At 70.2% G+C, this 17,439-nt stretch carries 15 protein-coding genes; 5 read left to right on the forward strand and 10 right to left on the reverse strand.

The window, feature by feature from the left end; genetic code table 11:
- The first annotated feature begins 201 nt into the window (after positions 1-201).
- The gene (htpG, locus tag ACIG5F_RS21125; protein ID WP_396519842.1) at positions 202-2,088 is read left to right on the forward strand and encodes a molecular chaperone HtpG; all 1,887 of its coding nucleotides are present in this window, start codon (positions 202-204) and stop codon (positions 2,086-2,088) included.
- Between the two features lie 134 nt (positions 2,089-2,222).
- Entirely contained in the window at positions 2,223-3,269 is a 1,047-nt protein-coding gene (locus tag ACIG5F_RS21130; RefSeq protein WP_396519844.1) for an esterase/lipase family protein, read from the forward strand.
- Positions 3,270-3,335: 66 nt separating this feature from the next.
- Here the strand turns inward: ACIG5F_RS21130 and ACIG5F_RS21135 are convergent, their stop codons facing one another.
- From ACIG5F_RS21135 to ACIG5F_RS21155, 5 genes are all read right to left on the reverse strand, one after another.
- Positions 3,336-3,731 (reverse strand): hypothetical protein, encoded by a 396-nt coding sequence (locus ACIG5F_RS21135; protein WP_396519846.1) that lies wholly within the window; start codon positions 3,729-3,731, stop codon positions 3,336-3,338.
- A gap of 374 nt (positions 3,732-4,105) precedes the next feature.
- Positions 4,106-4,822: an NAD-dependent epimerase/dehydratase family protein gene (locus ACIG5F_RS21140; protein WP_396519848.1), complete on the reverse strand. Its 717-nt coding sequence runs from the start codon at positions 4,820-4,822 to the stop codon at positions 4,106-4,108.
- Positions 4,823-4,830: 8 nt separating this feature from the next.
- A complete protein-coding gene (locus tag ACIG5F_RS21145; RefSeq protein WP_396519850.1) occupies positions 4,831-6,006 on the reverse strand; it encodes a cytochrome P450 in 1,176 nt (391 codons plus the stop codon).
- A complete protein-coding gene (locus ACIG5F_RS21150; RefSeq protein ID WP_396519852.1) occupies positions 6,003-6,602 on the reverse strand; it encodes a TetR/AcrR family transcriptional regulator in 600 nt (199 codons plus the stop codon). Before ACIG5F_RS21150 ends, ACIG5F_RS21145 begins: the two co-directional genes overlap by 4 nt.
- Before the next feature lie 45 nt (positions 6,603-6,647).
- Complete coding sequence (locus tag ACIG5F_RS21155) at positions 6,648-7,013, reverse strand: YdcF family protein (RefSeq protein ID WP_396519853.1); 366 nt, start codon at positions 7,011-7,013, stop codon at positions 6,648-6,650.
- A 29-nt stretch (positions 7,014-7,042) separates the two neighbouring features.
- On the opposite strand from ACIG5F_RS21155, the gene ACIG5F_RS21160 reads away from it, so the two are divergent.
- The gene (locus ACIG5F_RS21160) at positions 7,043-7,198 is read left to right on the forward strand and encodes a hypothetical protein (protein ID WP_396519855.1); all 156 of its coding nucleotides are present in this window, start codon (positions 7,043-7,045) and stop codon (positions 7,196-7,198) included.
- 475 nt (positions 7,199-7,673) lie between these two features.
- Here ACIG5F_RS21160 and ACIG5F_RS21165 read toward each other — a convergent pair whose 3' ends face one another.
- From ACIG5F_RS21165 to ACIG5F_RS21185, 5 genes are all read right to left on the reverse strand, one after another.
- Positions 7,674-9,515 carry a cellulase family glycosylhydrolase gene (locus ACIG5F_RS21165; protein ID WP_396519857.1) on the reverse strand — a complete coding sequence of 614 codons (1,842 nt, stop codon included), beginning with the start codon at positions 9,513-9,515 and terminating at the stop codon, positions 7,674-7,676.
- 85 nt (positions 9,516-9,600) lie between these two features.
- Positions 9,601-11,178: a dipeptide ABC transporter ATP-binding protein gene (locus tag ACIG5F_RS21170; protein ID WP_396519859.1), complete on the reverse strand. Its 1,578-nt coding sequence runs from the start codon at positions 11,176-11,178 to the stop codon at positions 9,601-9,603.
- Positions 11,175-12,023, reverse strand: a complete 849-nt coding sequence (locus ACIG5F_RS21175) for an ABC transporter permease (protein ID WP_396519861.1) — start codon at positions 12,021-12,023, stop codon at positions 11,175-11,177. The genes ACIG5F_RS21170 and ACIG5F_RS21175 overlap by 4 nt, the downstream gene beginning before the upstream one ends.
- On the reverse strand, positions 12,020-12,979 hold the full coding sequence (locus ACIG5F_RS21180; protein WP_396519863.1) for an ABC transporter permease: 960 nt from the start codon (positions 12,977-12,979) through the stop codon (positions 12,020-12,022). The genes ACIG5F_RS21175 and ACIG5F_RS21180 overlap by 4 nt, the downstream gene beginning before the upstream one ends.
- 7 nt (positions 12,980-12,986) lie before the next feature.
- Positions 12,987-14,720, reverse strand: coding sequence for an ABC transporter substrate-binding protein (locus ACIG5F_RS21185; RefSeq protein ID WP_396519865.1), 1,734 nt, complete (start codon positions 14,718-14,720; stop codon positions 12,987-12,989).
- Between the two features lie 133 nt (positions 14,721-14,853).
- On the opposite strand from ACIG5F_RS21185, the gene ACIG5F_RS21190 reads away from it, so the two are divergent.
- Entirely contained in the window at positions 14,854-15,990 is a 1,137-nt protein-coding gene (locus ACIG5F_RS21190; RefSeq protein ID WP_396519866.1) for an ROK family protein, read from the forward strand.
- Positions 15,987-17,423 carry a M81 family metallopeptidase gene (locus ACIG5F_RS21195; protein WP_396519868.1) on the forward strand — a complete coding sequence of 479 codons (1,437 nt, stop codon included), beginning with the start codon at positions 15,987-15,989 and terminating at the stop codon, positions 17,421-17,423. Before ACIG5F_RS21190 ends, ACIG5F_RS21195 begins: the two co-directional genes overlap by 4 nt.
- Positions 17,424-17,439: the final 16 nt, after the last annotated feature.

The following is a 17,439-nucleotide window of genomic DNA, read 5'->3' on the forward strand; positions in this document are numbered from 1 at the left end:
GCCCCCCCCCCCCCCCCCCCCCCCCCCCCCCCCCCCCCCCCCTCCCCGGGCCCCGGGGGGGGCCGGGGGGTTCCCCCCCCCCCGCTTTCAACAACCCCCCCCTCCCACACCTCTGGGCGGGGCGGGCCCGGTATTCTGCGTTGTTCGGTGGCCCGGTGCTCGACGCCGGGACGCCGGAGCTGAACTGCGAAAGGATTCCCGGTGACTACGCCAGTCGAGACGCTCGAGTTCCAGGCCGAGGCGCGCCAGCTGCTCCAGCTCATGGTGCACTCGATCTACTCGAACAAGGACACGTTCCTGCGCGAGCTGATCTCCAACGCCTCCGACGCGCTGGACAAGCTGCGCCTGGAGAGCTACCGCGACAAGGACCTCGCGGTGGACACCTCCGACCTGCACATCGAGCTGGAGACCGACCGTGTCGAGCGCACGCTCACGGTGCGGGACAACGGCATCGGCATGTCGCGGGACGAGGTGGTCGCGCTCATCGGCACCATCGCCAAGTCCGGCACGGCCGAGTTCCTGCGCAAGCTGAAGGAGTCCAAGGACTCCGCCGCCTCCCAGGACCTGATCGGCCAGTTCGGGGTGGGCTTCTACGCCAGCTTCATGGTCGCCGACCACGTCACGCTGCTGACCCGCAAGGCCGGCGAGGACACCGGCACCCGCTGGGAGTCGGCCGGCGAGGGCACGTACACCATCGAGACCGTCGAGGACGCCCCGCAGGGCACCTCGGTGATCCTCAAGCTCAAGCCCGAGGACACCGAGGACCACCTCTACGACTACACCGCCGAGTGGAAGCTGCGGGAGATCGTCACCCGCTACTCGGACTTCATCACCTGGCCGGTGCGGCTGGAGGTGGAGCGCAAGGTCGAGGACAAGACCACGCGCGAGTTCGAGACGATCAACTCGGGCAAGGCGCTGTGGGCCCGGTCCAAGGACGAGGTGCCGGCCGAGGAGTACACCGAGTTCTACAAGCACATCAGCCGGGACTGGAACGACCCGCTGGAGACGATCCACGTCAAGGCCGAGGGCACCTTCGAGTACCAGGCGCTGCTGTTCCTGCCGTCCAAGGCGCCGTACGACCTGTTCATGCGGGAGCGCAAGCGCGGCGTGCAGCTGTACGTCAAGCGGGTGTTCATCATGGACGACTGCGAGGCGCTCATGCCCGAGTACCTGCGCTTCGTCAAGGGGGTCGTGGACGCGCAGGACCTGTCGCTCAACGTGTCCCGCGAGATCCTCCAGCAGGACCGGCAGATCCAGCTGATGCGCCGCCGGCTGGTCAAGCGCGTGCTGTCCACCGTGAAGACCATGCAGGCCGACGCGCCCGAGAAGTACGCCACGTTCTGGAGCGAGTTCGGCCCCGCGGTCAAGGAGGGCCTGCTCTCCGACGCCGAGAACCGGGAGACCATTCTCGACATCTGCTCCTTCGCCTCCACCCACGACCCGGAGAAGCCGACCACGCTGGCCGACTACGTGGAGCGGCTGCCCGAGGGGCAGGAGCACATCTACTACATGACCGGCGTCTCCCGGTCCATCGTGGAGAGCTCCCCGCACCTGGAAGCCTTCCGCGCCAAGGGGCTCGAGGTGCTCATCCTCACCGACGGCATCGACGAGATGTGGGTTGACGCCGGCGAGGGCTACCGGGGCAAGACCTTCCAGTCCGTGGCCAAGGGCGAGGTCGACCTGGACGAGGAGAAGGACAAGGAGGAGAACGAGGAGTTCGCCCCGCTGCTGAGCTGGCTGTCCACCACCCTGGCCGACAGCGTCAAGCAGGTCCGCCTGTCCACCCGCCTCACCACCTCGCCCGCCTGCCTGGTCGGCGACTCCGGCGACCTCACGCCCACCCTGGAGAAGATGTACCGGGCCATGGGCCAGCCGGTGCCGGCGGTCAAGCGGGTGCTGGAGCTCAACCCCGACCACCCCCTGGTCACCGGCATGCGCACCGCGTTCGCCGACGGCGGGCACGAGACCGAGCTGGGGGAGACCGCCGAGCTGCTCTACGGCATGGCCCTGCTGGCCGAGGGCGGCGAACTGCCCGACCCGGCCAAGTTCACCAAGGTCCTCGCCGACCGCCTGGCCCGCTCCCTCTGACCGCCTGATGTGCTGCGGGGAAGGACGGCCGTAAGGCCTCCTTCCCCGCGCGAAGGCCGTACCGTGGGCGGCGGAGGTGACCGGGTATCGCCGACGACGAGCAGGCCGATGAGCTGACGTCCGCCGCGCGGCTGGTGTTCGACGCGGCCGGCGGCGTGGTCGGCGTGGTCGCCGGGACCCATCGGGCCATCGCCGGCGCGGGGCCGCTGTCCGGCTTCGTCTACGCCTGCGTCAACGCGGGCCTGACGATCGGCGGCGCGGTGGCGGATCTGGCGATCACCAGCACCGGCATCGGGCGGCACTACCGGCCGTTGCAGAGCACAGTCACGGGACGGCGTCTCGGCGCTGCCCTCAACGGGGCGGTCGGGGATCGGCTCACCGGTCGGTACGCCGCCTTGGCCACACCGATGCGCCTGCGCGACAACGGCGTCGACGTGCCGGTGGCCGCGCTGCGCGCACACCATCCCGATGCCTCGTCGCACGTGGTCGTGCTGGTCCACGGCCTGGTGGAGAACGAGGAGTGGTGGCAGGCGGGGGACGGGGTCGACTTCGGCCGCGGCCTGGCCGAGGACCTCGGCGTGAGCGTGCTGCGGGTGCGTTACAACAGCGGCCGCCGGGTCGCTGACAACGGTCGTGAGCTGGCGGTCCTGCTCGCCGACGTAGCCGACAACTGGCCGGTTCCGATCGAACGCCTCTCGCTAATCGGCCACTCGATGGGCGGTCTGGTCGCGCGCGCCGCGGTCCACCACGCGTCGGCTGACGGCCTGGCCTGGGCGGCTGTGCTCGGCGATGTCGTCTGTCTCGGCACCCCGCACCAGGGCTCCGACGTCGAACGCGCCGCCGAGGCGGTCGGCCGGGCGTTGGGCCTGTTCCGCGAGTCCGCCCCGTTGGCCACGCTGTTCACCCTCCGCAGCTCGGGCATCAAGGACCTGCGCCACGGTCACGCCTTCGAGCCGGCGCCCTCGGGGCGGCAGTTGTTCGTGGCCGCCACCCTCGCCGTCGATCCCGCCAGCTGGCCGGGCCGGCTGTTCGGCGACCTGCTCGTCCGACCGAACAGCGCCGCCGACCCGACCCAGCCCGCCGACCGCCGCACCCTCGGCGGCCTCAGCCATACCGCCCTGCTGCGCCATCCCCGCGTGTACGCCGAGATCCGCCGCTGGCTGTCCACCCCCTGGCAGTGATCAGACACGGGGAGTCCAAGGCAGCGGCCGGAGTTCCGCCACCGAGGACTCCCCGGTGAGATCGGCTCAGTACTGCCAGCAGTAGAACAACACGCTGTCGATGCCTTCGCACGCGTAGCCCGGGGCGGTGTGCACGTTGAAGCCGCGCGTGTCGTGGGACGGAATGGTGAACGACTCGGAGTACTCGTAGCCGTTCACCGTGAACCACAGCGTCTCGTACTCGGAGACGCTGTATCCGTTGTAGGCCGACAGGCCGAAGTTGCCCGTGGTGTAGTCGTACGCGAGGCATTCGGTCCAGCTGTGATAGACGCTGCAGTGCGTGGTGATCGCGTCGGCGGACGCCGGCGACGCCGCCAGGAGAACACCGGTGCCGGCCATGGCCGCGACGCACGCCGCGCTCGCGAGCCACCGCCGGCCGGTTCTCGGCTTTCTGTTTTCCGTGTCGGTGATGTTTTCATTCATGTGGGCACACCCGTTTCATCGCGCGCGGCCCTGTCGGGTCGCGCGGGCATGTGATTGCTCATGACAACGGCGAATTCGAGTTTGCTGTCACGCCTGTGTGACTCACGACCGGCGCGGACGCTGCGTCCCAGGCCGCCGCGCTGACCAGCGCCGATCCGCCGGTCAGGCCGCGCGCGTGTGCCGAGAGTCCGTCATGCCGGGTGGTGACCGAAAATGGTCGGACCGCCCCTCCCCGTGCGGTTTGGCATTGTCCGTTTCACGCGGAGCCTGCCGGGAAACAAGGTAACACCGGCTTGTCGGGGCGGCCGGCAACTTGTGTGTCGGACCACTCGAACGGAGCACTTTCGGCGTGCTCGTTTCGGGCGAATTCGGACCTATCCCAACAATTCCCGGGTGGCGGTCATGTCCAGCCGGCCGCCGACCTGGTCGCTGATGGCGTTGACCACGGCGAACCGCACCCCCCGGACCTCGATGGCGCGCACGATGATCCGGTACAGATCGGTCTCGGCCAGATGCAGGAAGTCGTTGTACGGCTGGGGATCCGGCTGCGTGCCCTCGGTGTGGAAGGCGCCGATGCGCAGGGCGATCACCGACAGGCCCCGCTGCTCGGCGTAGTAGCGGCCCAGGGCCTCGCCGAAGGCCTTGGTCACGCCGTAGAGGTTGCCCGGGTTGACGTGGTCGTCGGCGGAAATCTGTTTGCCGGCGGGATATCCGGACACGGCGTGCACGGAGGAGGCGAACACGACCCGCCGGCAGCCGGCCTCGGCCGCGGCGGCGAAGAGGTTCCGGGAGCCGATGATGTTGTTGGGCAGCAAGGAATCCCAGTCGGCATCGAGCCGGGGATCGGCCCCGAGGTGCACGACGGTGTCCACGTCCTCGCAGGCCCGGGCCAGGGCCTCGCCGTCGACCAGGTCCGCCGGCACGAAGTCGTCGGCCTCGACCGCCCGGGACGGCAGGTCGCTGGCCCGCAGCAGGTACCGGTCGGCGGCGTGCCGCAGGAAGCCCGACCCGATCCGCCCGGCGGCCCCGGTGACCAGCACCCGCCCCACGGCGGGGTCCCCGGGCAGCGGCGTGCTCAGCGTGAAGACCATGCGCCCTATTAAAGCCGCACCGGCAGTTCGCTCATGCCCCGCAGGATGACGTTGTCGTTGTACGTGGGCTCGCCGGCCGGCTCCAGCACGTCCAGCCGGGCCAGTGCCTGGAAGACGATCCGACCCTCCAGCCGGGCCAGCGGCGCGCCGAGGCAGAAGTGCGGGCCGTGCCCGAAGGCCAGGTGCCGCGACGGTTCGCGCCCGATGTCCAGGATTTCCGGGTCCTCGCACAGCTCGGGGTCCCGGTTGGCCGCGCCCAGCAGCAGCACGGCGTTGGTGCCGGCCGGCGCCTCGACCTCGCCGACCTTGGTGTCCTGCAAGGCGATCCGTGCGGTGAACTGCACCGGCGGGTCGTAGCGCAGGAACTCCTCGACGGCTCGTTCGGCCAGCTCGGGCTCGGCCCGCAGCCGGGCCAGCTGCGAGGAATTACGCAGCAGCGCCAGGGTTCCGTTGCCGATCAGGTTGACGGTGGTCTCGTGGCCGGCGATGAGCAGCAGGATGCAGGTGGTCAGCAGCTCCGACTCGGACAGCACGTCGCCGCCGTCGTGCACCTGCACCAGCCCGGACAGCAGGTCCTCGCCCGGGTTGTCCCGGCGCTTGTCGGCCAGCCGCAGCATGTACGCCCGGAACTCGGCGCGGGCCTGGAACTGCCGCTCCCGCACGCCTTCGGGAATGAGGAAGTCGGGGTCGAGGCCGCGGGCCATGGCGTGGGACCAGGTGACGATCAGGTCCCGGTCCTCGACCGGCACGTCGAACAGCTCGCTGATCACGGCGACCGGCAGCGGGCGGGCGATCGCGTCCATCAGGTTGACGGCGCCGCCGCCGCGCACGGCGTCGATCAGCTCGTCGGTGGTGCGCGTGATCATCGGCGTCAGCCGCTCGACCACCTTGCGGGTGAACGCCTTGGACACCAGGCCGCGCAGCCGGGTGTGGTCCGGCGGGTTCATGCCGAGGAAGCTGCGCTGCTCCGGGGGAGTGCTGTTGAGCTGGCCGGCCTGCTCCGCTTCGAGATGCCCGAACCGCACGTCCCGCAGCACGTCCGAGCAGTCCCGCTGCCGGGTCACCATCAGCGGCTGCCCGCCGCCGCCGGACAGCGGGGCGGTCTCCCGCCAGCGCCGATAGGTCGGGTACGGGTCCTGGCGCAGGACCGGGTCGAGCAGCGCGAGTAACGAGGGTTCGGTCATGTCCGCTCCTCATCGGCCTCGGCGCCGAGGAACAGCCACTGCAGCGCCTGCCCGAACAGCTCTTCCGGCACGCTGTCCGGGTCGATGCGGCGCTGCCGCACCAGGCCCTGGAACAGCGCCATGACGACGGTGGCCAGCTGGTCGGCCCGCTCGGCGTCGGGCACCTCCCGGCCGACCAGCTCGGTGAGCAGGTCCCGGGGCTCGCGCATCCGCTCGGCCAGGGTCTCCATCAGCGCCGGGTTGCGCACCGCGTACAGCCAGAACTCGGCCTGTAGCGGCGCGAAGTCGACGTCCTTGTCGGCGACCTCGATCAGCAGCCGGCTCATCGCCCGGTTGGCCTGCGCCGGCTCGGTGTCGGCCAGGATCTCGGCGGCCTGGGTGACCCGGTCGTTGGCCCGCTCCTTGAGCAGCTCGACGAACAGCTGCTCCTTGCCGCCGAAGTTGGAGTACACCGCGCCGATCGAGTAGCCGGCCGCCTCGGCGATCTCGTCCACCGACGCGCCGGCGAAGCCCTTCTGCGCGAACACCCGGGCCGCCGCGTCCAGCAGCAGCTCGCGGGTGCGGGCCTTGGCCTCGGCCCTGCTCAACCTAGCCACATAGCGGACGTTACTCGCATAGTGAACGTTACGTCAACGTTCGGGTCACGCGACAAGGCCGATCAGCCCGACCGCGCCGAACATCAGGCACAGCACGATGTTCTTCACCCGGTGCTCGACCAGGATGGCCACGAACTCGCGCAGGAAGGCGTTGGGCCAGAAGTAGCGGGCGGTCGGCGCGCCCAGCACCTGGCCGTTCACCTTGGCCCGCCGGGCGAACAGCGCCGCCCGCAGCACGTGGTAGTTGCTGGTGACGATGGCGCAGCGGTAGTCGGGCTTGCGCGCCAGCATGATCCGGCGGCTGAAGGTCAGGTTCTCCAGCGTGGTGGTGGACTTGTCCTCCAGCAGGATCGCGTCCGCCGGCACGCCGGAGTCGATCAGGTAGTCGGCCATCGCCCGCGCCTCCGACACCGGGCTCGTCCGGGCCCTGGCCGCCGGAGGTGATCATCATCGGCGCCTCGCCGCGCAGCCGCTCCCACACCTGCCGGCCGCGGTCCAGCCGGCTGCCCAGCAGCCGGGTCACCTTGCCGTCGATCAGCCCGGCCCCCAGCACCACCACGAAGTCCACCTCCCGGCGCTGCCGCATCCGGCCGTAGAACACCGAGTAGGCCAGGAAGCAGCAGAACACGAACGAGATGTAGAACAGGACGCCGCCGAGGCCGAGCATCGCCGAGAGCAGGATCCGGTCGCGGGTGCCCACGGCCGACAGCGCCAGCGCGAGGTAGCCGACGATCACCAGGCCGGCCAGCGTGGTCAGCACCGAGGACAGCTTCAGCCCCTCGCGCCGGATCATGGTGACACCGTTGACGAACAGGAACACGGTCAGCGCGACCATGGCCAGCGGCGCGGCCAGCACGATCAGGACCAACGGGATGGCGGCGGCCAGCGGGGCCTGCGAGCCGATCGCGCCCAGCGCGCCGAAGCCGAGGGAGAACACGGCCAGCACCAGGAACACGCCGTTGCGCAGGCGACGCCGGTCGATCAGCAGACTGATCAGGAACACCGCGGTCCAGCCGAGACCGAACACCAGCCACACCAACGCGTTCATGCCGCCAGAGCGTAGCGGACCGGTCACCGCACGCGAAGCGGAGAGACCTCCACCGAGCCGTCGTGCTGGCTGACCAGCACCTGGAACCGGCGGCCGTCCTCGTGCACCAGCACGTCGGCGAACACCAGCGGATCGTCCACAGTGGCCTCCCGCCGCACCCCGGCGGCCACCGCGAGCGCCTGGTACAGCCGGTAAGTGGCCTCGGGATTGACGTCGGCCCGCGTGGAGGCCATGTACTCCAACGGATACGTGCACAACACGGCCCAGCCCGCGCCGAACCGGTTGCGCAGCAGGGCGGGGCGTCCGTAGTCGTCGACGGCCAGCACCTCGGCGGTGGTCGGCGTGACCGGCAGGTACGCGCGGCCGTGCTCGTTGCCGCCGGCGTCGAACCGCAGCACCTGGTCGGCCCGCAGGTAGCCGAAGTCCTGCACGAACCGCAGCGACACGATGTCCTCGAGCACCGGCGCGACCAGCCCGTAGCGCAGTTCCGCGCGTACGCCGAAGAACTCGTTCAGGCCGGGGAACCACGGCCCGCGATTGCCGCCGTGCGTGCCCGAGCAGTACGACAGGTACACGGTCGCCCCGGCCCGGGCCAGTTCCCCCAGCCGCCGGAAGGTCGGGGCCATCAGCTGCCGGGTCGACGGCAGCAGGTACAGCCGCGCGTCGTCGGCCAGGCCGTCCTCCTCCCGGGTGAAACCCGGGGCCAGATCGGCTTCCCTGGCCGCGACATAGGCCTGCCGCAGCGACTGGAACACCAGCTGCCGGTCGTCCTCGACCACGGTCACCGGGTAGCCACGCTCCAAATAGGACGACACCACCAGCGCCACGTCGGTGTCGGCCCGGCTGATCCGGTCGAAGTCCAGTTCGGACAGTGTCCGGCCGAAACTCTCCAGCTCCCGCAACGCCGCCTTGGGCCGGCCGGCCGAGTCGGTCACGCCGAAGTGCATCTCGAACGGATGGTGCCGGTAGGGGTCCTGGTCGGCCAGGTCGTCGAAGTCGGTGTTGTTCCAGGCCAGCCAGCCGGTCGCGCCGGCCAGCAGCGTGGTGTGCAGGACCTGCCGGTAGTACGCGGCGACGTGCTCATCGCCGGCCCAGTCCCCGGACAGCCCGAACTCCTCCAGCACCACCGGTTTCCCGCCGACCGCGGCCAGCTCGCACAGGAACGCGGCGTTGAGGTTCTGCCGCACCGGGTCGTTGTCGGTGGGATAGACGTGCGGGCCGGTGAAGTCGGTGAACCGGGCCAGATCCCGCACCGAGAAGCCGTTGTCCCGCCCGGTCACCTCGATGCCCCAGGCCCCGTCGCCGATCGACACCGGCTGGGTCGCGCCGCCGGCCCGCACCGCGTGCACCATCAGCCGCGCCCACGCCGTCACGTGCTCGCGCGGCGCCGGCGGCTCGCCCCGCCAGCGGCCGTAGATGGGCATCTCGTTGCTGATCAGCCAGGCGGCGACGGCCGGATGGTCGTGGAACCGCCGGGTGATCCGCTCGATGAACCAGGCCTGCCGGCTGACCATCTCCACATCGGCGTACAGGTCGCGGCCGTGTCGCCAGGGCGGATCCCAGTTCTGCCCGGACATGTGGCCGACCAGGAAGGTCGGCACGGTGGACAGCCCGAGTTCCGTGTGGGCGTCGAGGAAATCGGCCATCCGGTCGACCAGGGTCTCGTCGATCCGGTCCGGTTCCGGGTGGAAGTCGGGCCAGTAGCAGAACGACCGGGTCACGGTGAGCCGGTGCCGGGCCAGCGTGGCCAGCTCCGCGCGCACCAGCGCCGGGTCGTAGCTCCGCCACATCAGCGGACCGCCGTTGCGTGACCAGAAGTTCACGCCGAGCCAGGTCGCGTCCAGGCGCGGGGACGGCCGCCTCACACCCGTGTCTCCCCTCTAGGCGCCCCCTGCTGCGAGCATGCCGGGCGGATCGCCGTGAGGTCAACGGGTAGCGGCAACAGTCGCGTCAGGCGCTAGTCAATCGACGGCGATCCCGCTGCGCCACCGGATCCGGAACCGGCGAGGCCAGCAACAGCGCCTGGGTATAGGGATGCGAAGGCGTGTGCAGCACGGTCGCGCACGGCCCCTGCTCGACCAGTTGGCCGGCCCGCAGCACCGCCACCCGTTCGCAGACCCGGTCCACCACCGCGAGATCGTGGCTGATGAACAGGCAGCCGAAGCCGAATTCCCGGTGCAGCCGGGCCAGCACGTCCAGCACCGCCGCCTGCACGGACACGTCCAACGCGCTGGTCGGCTCGTCGGCGATCAGCAGATCCGGGCCCAGCACCACGGCCCGGGCCAGGCTGACCCGCTGCCGCTGCCCGCCGGACAGCTCGTGGCCGCGCCGGTCGAGCAGGGACTGCGGCAGCTCGACCGCGTCCATCAGCTCCGACACCTTGCGCCGCCGCTCGGCCCGGCCGGCGCGGGTGTGGATCAGCAGCGGCTCGGCGATCGTCTGCTCCACGGTCATCGTCGGGTCCAGCGACGAGGCCGGATCCTGGAACACCGCGCCCAGCCGGCGACGAGCCCCGCGGTCCACCTTGCCGCCGAAAACTGTCATGGCGCCAGACTTCGGCGTCACCAGCCCGAGCGCGCACTGGGCCAGGGTGGTCTTGCCGGAACCGGATTCGCCGACCAGGCCGACGAATTCGCCCGGCCCGACATGCAGCGAGACGCCGTCCACGACAGTGCGGCCGTGGTAGGAGACAACGATGTCCTCCAGCTTGAGGATGGGTTGCTCGGCCTCGGGCTGCTCCTCGTGCGCGGTGTCGCCCAGCCTGGGCACGGCGGCGAGCAGTTGCCGGGTGTAGGCCGCCTGGGGGCTGGCGAACAGCGTCTCGGTGTCGGCCTCCTCGACGACCTTTCCGTTGCGCAGCACCAGGACCCGGTCGGCGATGTCGGCCACCACGCCCAGGTTGTGGGTGATCAGCAGCGTGCCGGCGCCCTCGGTGTCGCGAATATCCCGTAGCAGGTCCAGAATCTGCTGCTGCACGGTCACGTCCAGCGCGGTGGTCGGCTCGTCGGCCAGGATCAGCCCGGGGCCGGCCGCGATGGCGATGGCGATCAGCACCCGCTGCCGCAGGCCCCCGGACAGCTGGTGCGGGTACTGCCCGAGCCGGCTGTGCGCGTCCGGCACGCCGACCCGTTCCAGCAGCTGCACGCAGCGTTCGTAGTAGTGCTTGTGCCGGCGAGGCTTGGCATCGTGGTTGCGGATCGACTCGGCGACCTGGAAACCGATGGTGCGCACCGGGTTCAGCGCCGTCATCGGCTCCTGGAACACCATGCCCGCGCCCCGGCCCCGCAGCTGCCGCAGCTCCTCGGGGTTCGCGGCGAGAACGTCCTTGCCGGCCAACGTGATCGCGCCCTCGACCCGGGCCGAGCGGGGGAGCAGGCCGAGCGCGGCGAGAGCGACGGTGCTCTTGCCGGAGCCGGATTCACCGACCAGGGCGACGATCTCGCCCTTGGCCACCGACACCGACAGGCCGTCCACGGCGACGGCGGAGCCGTAGCTGACCCGAAGATCGGTGATCACAAGCTCGCTCATACCCGCCCCCTCGCCGCCAACGCGTCGCGCAGCCCGTCCCCGACGAAGTTGATCGCGCACACGACCAGCACGATCGCGATGCCGGGCGGCAGGATCAGCCACCACGCGCCGTCATAGGTGTACGTGATGCCCTTGCTGAGCATCGCGCCCCAGTCCGTGGCCGGCGGCGGCACGCCGAGCCCGAGAAAACTCACGTACGCCACCAGCAGGATCGCGTCGGCGATCTGGAAGGTGCCGGCCACCACCAGCGTGCCGACCGCGTTGGGCAGCAGGTGCCGGAACACCACCCGCCACCGGCCGGCGCCCATGACCGTGATCGCCCTGACGAAGTCCCGCTCCCGCAGGGTCGCCGCCTCGGCCCGCATCAGCCGCGCCGGCACCAGCCACGACACGCCGCCGATCACCAGCGCCAGCACCGGAATCGACGGCGTCACCAGCGTGGCCGCCACCAACAGCAGGAACAGCGCGGGAATGGCCACGCCGGTGTCGACGATCCGCATCAGCACCGCGTCCAGCCAGCCCCCGGCGTAGCCGGCCAGCGCGCCCCAGACCGCGCCGATGGCCGTGGCCAGCAGGCCGGCCAGCACGCCGATGGCCAGCGAGGTCCGGCCGGCCACCATGAGCCGGCCCAGCACGTCGTAGCCGAGTTCGTCGGTGCCGAGCGGATGTCCTTGCTGCCCAGGGGAGAGCCGGGACGCGTCCAGTGCGGTGTGCACCTGGTCGGTCGGGTACAGCAGCGGCCCGACCAGGCAGAAGGCCAGCACCAGCACCAGGATCACGGCGCCGGTGAGAGCCAATCCGTTACTGTGCAGTCTTGATCGGGCGGGCAGTGCGATCGTGGTCATGGCTTCGCTCCCGGCACCCTGACCCGCGGGTCGATCAGCAGTTGGACGACGTCGGCCAGCAGCGAGCCGAGCACGGTGGTCACCGCGATGACCAGCACCACGCCCAGCAGCACCGGGAAGTCGGCGTTGCGGGCCGAGTTCCAGAACAGCAGGCCGACGCCGGGATAGTTGAACATCGTCTCCACCACCAGCGAGCCGCTGAACACCACCGGCACCGAGTAGCCGATCATCGACACCACCGAGGTCAGCGAGTTCGGCCAGACGTGCCGCCACAGGATGGTGCGCTCCGGCGTGCCCTTGGCCCGGGCCGTGCGCACGTAGTCCTCGGCCAGGTTGTCCACTGTGGACGACCGCATGTACCGGCTGTAGGCCACCGCGGTGGCCCCGGCGCCGGCCAGCACCGGCAGCACCAGCGAGGCCGGCTGGGACAGCAGCGCCGCCACGGTGTCGCCCTGCGCCGCCTGCGCCGGGAAGATCGGCAGCACCTGGGCGAACACGATGATCAGCACCAGCGACAGGAAGAACACCGGTGTCGCGTACAGCACGAAGGCCAGCCCGGTGGTCACCACGTCGAAGGCCCGGCCGCGCCGGGTGGCCTGCCACACTCCCAGCGGCAGCGCCACGATGATGCCCAGCACGGTCGAAGTCGCGGTCAGCACCAGGGTTTTCGGCAGCCGCTCGGCCAGCAGCGTGCTGACGTCGGTGTTCTGTGTGTACGAGGCGCCGAGGTCGCCGTGCAGCAGCCGGAGCAGATAGTCCCAGTACTGCACGGGAATCGGCTGGTCGAAGCCCTGGGAGGCGTTGAACGCGTCGATCTGCGCCTGCGTCGCCTTCACGCCGAGCACGCCGCGGGCCGGGCCGCCCGGCAGCAGGTGCAGGATCACGAAGGTCACCACCGTCACCAGGAAGACGACGATCAGCGCCAACAGCAGGCGGCGGGCCAGGAATCGGGTCATCGTGGCCTCACTTCGTCCGGTACCAGCGCTGGATCTGCAGCCCGGCCATCGGATCCTGGGTCACGCCGCCGAGCGCGCTGTCGATGGCCGACACCTGGTAGGGCGGGTTCGGCATCCAGATCACCGGCAGCTGCTCGGCCAGCCGGGCGCTGTAGTCCACCATGGACTGCGACGAGGTGGACAGCGTGGCGGCGTTGATCAGGTCATCGGTCGGCTTGTCCTGGTAGTTGCCGAAGTTCACGCTGGCCCCGGAGGCGAACAGCTGCTCGCCGCTGGGATAGGCCGGGAAGTACCAGCTGCCCTGGGTGCCGAAGTAGGACAGCTGCCAGACACAGGCCGGGCTGCTCGGCTCGCAGGTGGTTCCGTTGGCCAGCACGGTGTTCAGCGGCTGGGCGTTGATCCTCATCTCGATGCCGACCTTGGACAGCTCGGACTTGAGCTCCTGCATGGTGCCGTCGGTCTCGTCCGACCCGGACTCGGTCAGCAGCGTCATCGACAGCCGGGTGCCCTTGACCACTCCTGCGCCGCAAGCGTTTTCGTCCTGGCACACCAGCACGCCGTCCGGGCCTGGCCGCCAGCCGTGGTCGGCCAGCAGCTTCTTCGACGCGTCGAGGTCGAACGGGTACGGGTTGGTCTTCTGGATGTCGGACAGGAAGGTCGGGTCGTTGTCCTGCGGCACCGGGCCGTAGCCGGGCGTGGCGGCGCCGCGCCAGATCACCTGCGAGATGGCCTTCTGGTCCACCGCGTGCTGGATCGCCTGGCGCAGGTAGAGCTGCTGGAAGGCCTTGCCCAGCGTGGGATTGTTGAAGTTGTACGGGATGTAGGTGATGGACCAGCCGTTCCACGGCTCGACCCGGTAGCCCAGCGACTCCAGTTTCGGCTTCTGGCCCAGGTTCGTGGTCGGCACGTAGCCGTAGTCGACGCCGCCGGCCAGCAGCACGTTGTACTCCGCGGCCGAACTCGTGAAGGTGAGGAACGTGACCTTGTCCAGGTGCGCGGCGTCCGGCCCGGTGTAGCGCGGGTTCTTGGCCAGGGTGATCTGGCTGCTGGAGAAGGACTCCAGGGCGAACGGGCCGTCCACGACCTTCCACAGTGGATTGGTGGGGTACGCCCCGAGCTGCTTGGACTGCGCCACCAGGTAGTCGAACGCCTTGCGGGGATCGGGATCCTTGGCCCAGGCGTGCTGCGGCAGCGGCGTGATCATGGCCAGCTGGTTGGCGGTGAACCAGCCCGGGTTGTAGGTCTTGTCCATCGTCAGCGTGAAGGTGTGGTCGTCGACGATGTGGAAGCCGGTGACATTGTCGGGCATCAGGCCCTTGGAGTAGGCGCCCCAGTCGTCCTTGGCCGCACGCACCATGTCCAGCCAGAACTGGACGTCCTTGGTGGTCATCGGCACGCCGTCGGACCAGGTCAGCGGTTTGAGCGTGATGGTGACCGACTTGCCGTCAGGCGCGTACACCGGCGGCTCGGCCGCGCTGGCCGGCTGGTCCATGCCGACCTCGCCGGAGGAGCCGTCATAGGCGTACAGCGGCACGAAAAGTGCCGACTGGATTACGCCGTTGTAACTGGCGGTGTACCCGGGAATGGCCAGCGGCAGGATCCAGTTCGGCGTGGCCGACGGCGGCAGCGCGAAGCTCACGGTGTTCGGGCCGCTGCCCCCGTGCCGGACCTGGCCCCCGGCGCAGGCCGTGAGCGCAAGACAGCACAGCACTGCGGCCAACCGGCCGAGCTTTGGTCGCATCCCGCCTCACTTCCAACAAATCTGTTGTAAGTCCACTTGCTGGGATTTTTCGGCTGACTATACTCACGTCGGCCATCAGGTGAACCGCCGGAGATCGAGGTTTCTCGACACTTGCGCCAGAAATGTGTCAACGATGCACGGGCTTGAGGCCAGCGCCGCCCGCGTGGTGGAGCTGGTCGCCGCCGGCCGCGCCGCCTCCCGCAACGAGCTGGCGGTCGGGCTCGGCCTGCCACCGTCCACAGTGAACCTTCGGGTGCAGGCCCTGCTGTCCGCCGGAGTTCTGGTGGAGCAAGGGGAAGGGCGTTCGCAGGGCGGCCGCCGGCCCCGGCTGCTGACCGTGAACCCGGACTTCGGGCACGTCTGGACCATCGACATCGGCTCCCGGCACGTGCGCCTCGGGCCGATGGACATGACCGGCTCGTTGATCAGCACCCACGAGCTGCCGATCAGCATCGACACCGATCCCGCTTTGCTGCTCGGTGAAATATCCGCCGCCGTGCACGAGCTGGCCTCGGCCGCGCCGCCGCCGGGCCGGTGGCTCGGGGTCGGCGTCGGGCTGCCCGGGCCGGTCGACGTGGTCGCCGGCACCGTGACCCTGCCGTCCCGAATGCCCGGCTGGCGCGGGTTTCCGGCCTACGAGACGCTGGCCGGCCTGTTCCCCGTGCCGGTGGTCATCGACAACGACGCCAATCTGATGGCGCTGGGCCAGGCCCGCCGGGGCGCGCCGGGTGAGACGCTGGTGGTGGTCAAGGCCGGCACCGGCATCGGCTCGGGGCTGGTGGTCGAGGGCCGCTTGCACCGTGGCCGCGACGGGGCCTCGGGCGATATCAGCCACGTGCGCATTCCGGCCGGCGGTGACCGGCCTTGCAGCTGTGGCAACCACGGCTGCCTGGAAACCGTGGCCAGCGGCGCGGCCCTGGTGGCGCAGCTGGGCGTGACCAGCACGGCCGATGTCTTGGCGGCCACCGAGGACGCGAACGCCACCGTGATCACCGCTGTGCGCCGGGCCGGCGGGCTGCTGGGGTCGGTGCTGGCCACGCTGGTCAACTTCGCCAATCCCGACGCCGTGTTGCTCGGCGGCGCTTTGGCCGGCTCTGAGGCCTTCGTCGCCGCCGCTCGCGGCGCTTTGTACGAGCGGTGCCTGCCGCTGGCCACCCGCCGGCTCCGGATCGACACCGTGCTCGGCGGGGCCGACGCGGGACTGCTGGGGGCCGGCTCGCTGGCCCTGGAATCCGTCCTGGACGAGGCAATCAGAGGGGAATCCCGTTGACGCGCATCGGAATCGCCGGCATCGCCATCGAGTCCAGCACCTTCTCGCCGCACCGGACCACTGTGGACGATTTCCGCATCACCCGCGGGGATTCGCTGCTGGCCCGCTATTCCTTTTTGGACATTCCCGACGTCGAATGGGTTCCCTTGCTGCACGCGGTGTCGCTGCCTGGCGGGGCCGTGACCGAGGAGACCTACGCCGCCCTCTCGGAGGAGATCTACGCGCGCCTGCGTTCGTGCGGCCCGCTGGACGGGCTGTTCTTCGACATCCACGGCGCGATGAGCGTGCTGGGGCGGGTCGACGTCGAGGCCGATCTGATCGAGGGCATCCGCGCGGTCATCGGCCCGGACGTTCTCGTGTCGTCCTCGATGGACCTGCACGGCAACGTCTCCCGCCGGCTGGCCCGCGCGCTGGACCTGATCACCTGCTACCGCAAGGCCCCGCACACCGACGCGTGGGACACCCGCGAGCGGGCCGTCCGCAACCTGGTGAAACGTTTGCGGCACGGGGGAAAGCCGTTGAAGGCGTGGGTGCAGGTGCCGGTGCTGCTGCCGGGGGAGAAGACCAGCACCCGCATCGAACCGGCCCGCAGCGTCTACGCCATGGTCGACGAAGTCGAGGCCCTGCCCGGGGTTCTCGACGCCGCGATCTGGGTCGGCTACGCCTGGGCCGACGAACCCCGTTGCCAGGCGGCGGTTGTCGTCACCGGCGACGACCTCGACGTGATCACCACCCAGGCCGCTCGCCTCGCTCAGGCCTACTGGGACGCCCGCAACGACTTCGCCTTCGTCGCCCCGACCGGAACCCTGCACGAGTGTGTGGCGCAAGCGATTGCGAGCCCGGCTCGGCCGTTTTTCCTCAGCGACTCCGGCGACAACCCGACCGCCGGCGGCGCGGGCGACACCTCGTGGAGCCTCGACCAACTGCTCCAGATGCCGGAAGTCCTGGAGCGCACCACGATCTACGCCCAGATCGTCGACCCCGCCGCCACCGCCGCGGCCGTGCGGGCCGGCGTGGGGCAGAAGGTGTCGGTGTCCGTCGGCGGGCACATCGACTCCGGGCCGTGCGGTCCGGTGTTGCTGGACGCCGTCGTCGAGGCCGTCGACGCCGAGGACCCGGTGGCCGGGACAGCGGTGGTGTTCGGCGTCCAAGGCCTGAAGGTGATCGTCACCGAGCGGCGCAAGCCGTACCACCTCGAATCCGACTTCCTGGCCCTCGGGCTGTCGCCGCGCGCCGCCGACCTGGTGATCGTGAAGATCGGCTACCTGGAGCCGGAGCTGTACGCGATGGCCGCCGACTGGCTGCTGGCCCTGACGCCCGGCGGCGTCGACCAGGACCTGCTGCGGCTCGGGCACCGCGGCATCGAGCGCCCGATGTTCCCTTTCGACCCGGACATGCCCGCCCCCGATCTCACCCCGGTGTCCACCTGGTGAGACCGGAAATGGCCGC

Origin of the sequence: Kutzneria sp. NPDC052558, from assembly GCF_044547355.1 — a bacterium.
Lineage (GTDB): Bacteria > Actinomycetota > Actinomycetes > Mycobacteriales > Pseudonocardiaceae > Kutzneria.

What these genes read in the sequence shown, in the direction of transcription:
- ACIG5F_RS21135 (WP_396519846.1), bottom strand. Translation starts at nt 3,731, where the DNA reads ATGAATGAAAACATCACCGACACGGAAAACAGAAAGCCGAGAACCGGC.
- ACIG5F_RS21140 (WP_396519848.1), bottom strand. Translation starts at nt 4,822, where the DNA reads ATGGTCTTCACGCTGAGCACGCCGCTGCCCGGGGACCCCGCCGTGGGG.
- ACIG5F_RS21145 (WP_396519850.1), bottom strand. Translation starts at nt 6,006, where the DNA reads ATGACCGAACCCTCGTTACTCGCGCTGCTCGACCCGGTCCTGCGCCAG.
- ACIG5F_RS21170 (WP_396519859.1), bottom strand. Translation starts at nt 11,178, where the DNA reads ATGAGCGAGCTTGTGATCACCGATCTTCGGGTCAGCTACGGCTCCGCC.
- ACIG5F_RS21175 (WP_396519861.1), bottom strand. Translation starts at nt 12,023, where the DNA reads ATGACCACGATCGCACTGCCCGCCCGATCAAGACTGCACAGTAACGGA.
- ACIG5F_RS21180 (WP_396519863.1), bottom strand. Translation starts at nt 12,979, where the DNA reads ATGACCCGATTCCTGGCCCGCCGCCTGCTGTTGGCGCTGATCGTCGTC.
- ACIG5F_RS21185 (WP_396519865.1), bottom strand. Translation starts at nt 14,720, where the DNA reads ATGCGACCAAAGCTCGGCCGGTTGGCCGCAGTGCTGTGCTGTCTTGCG.
- ACIG5F_RS21190 (WP_396519866.1), top strand. Translation starts at nt 14,854, where the DNA reads ATGCACGGGCTTGAGGCCAGCGCCGCCCGCGTGGTGGAGCTGGTCGCC.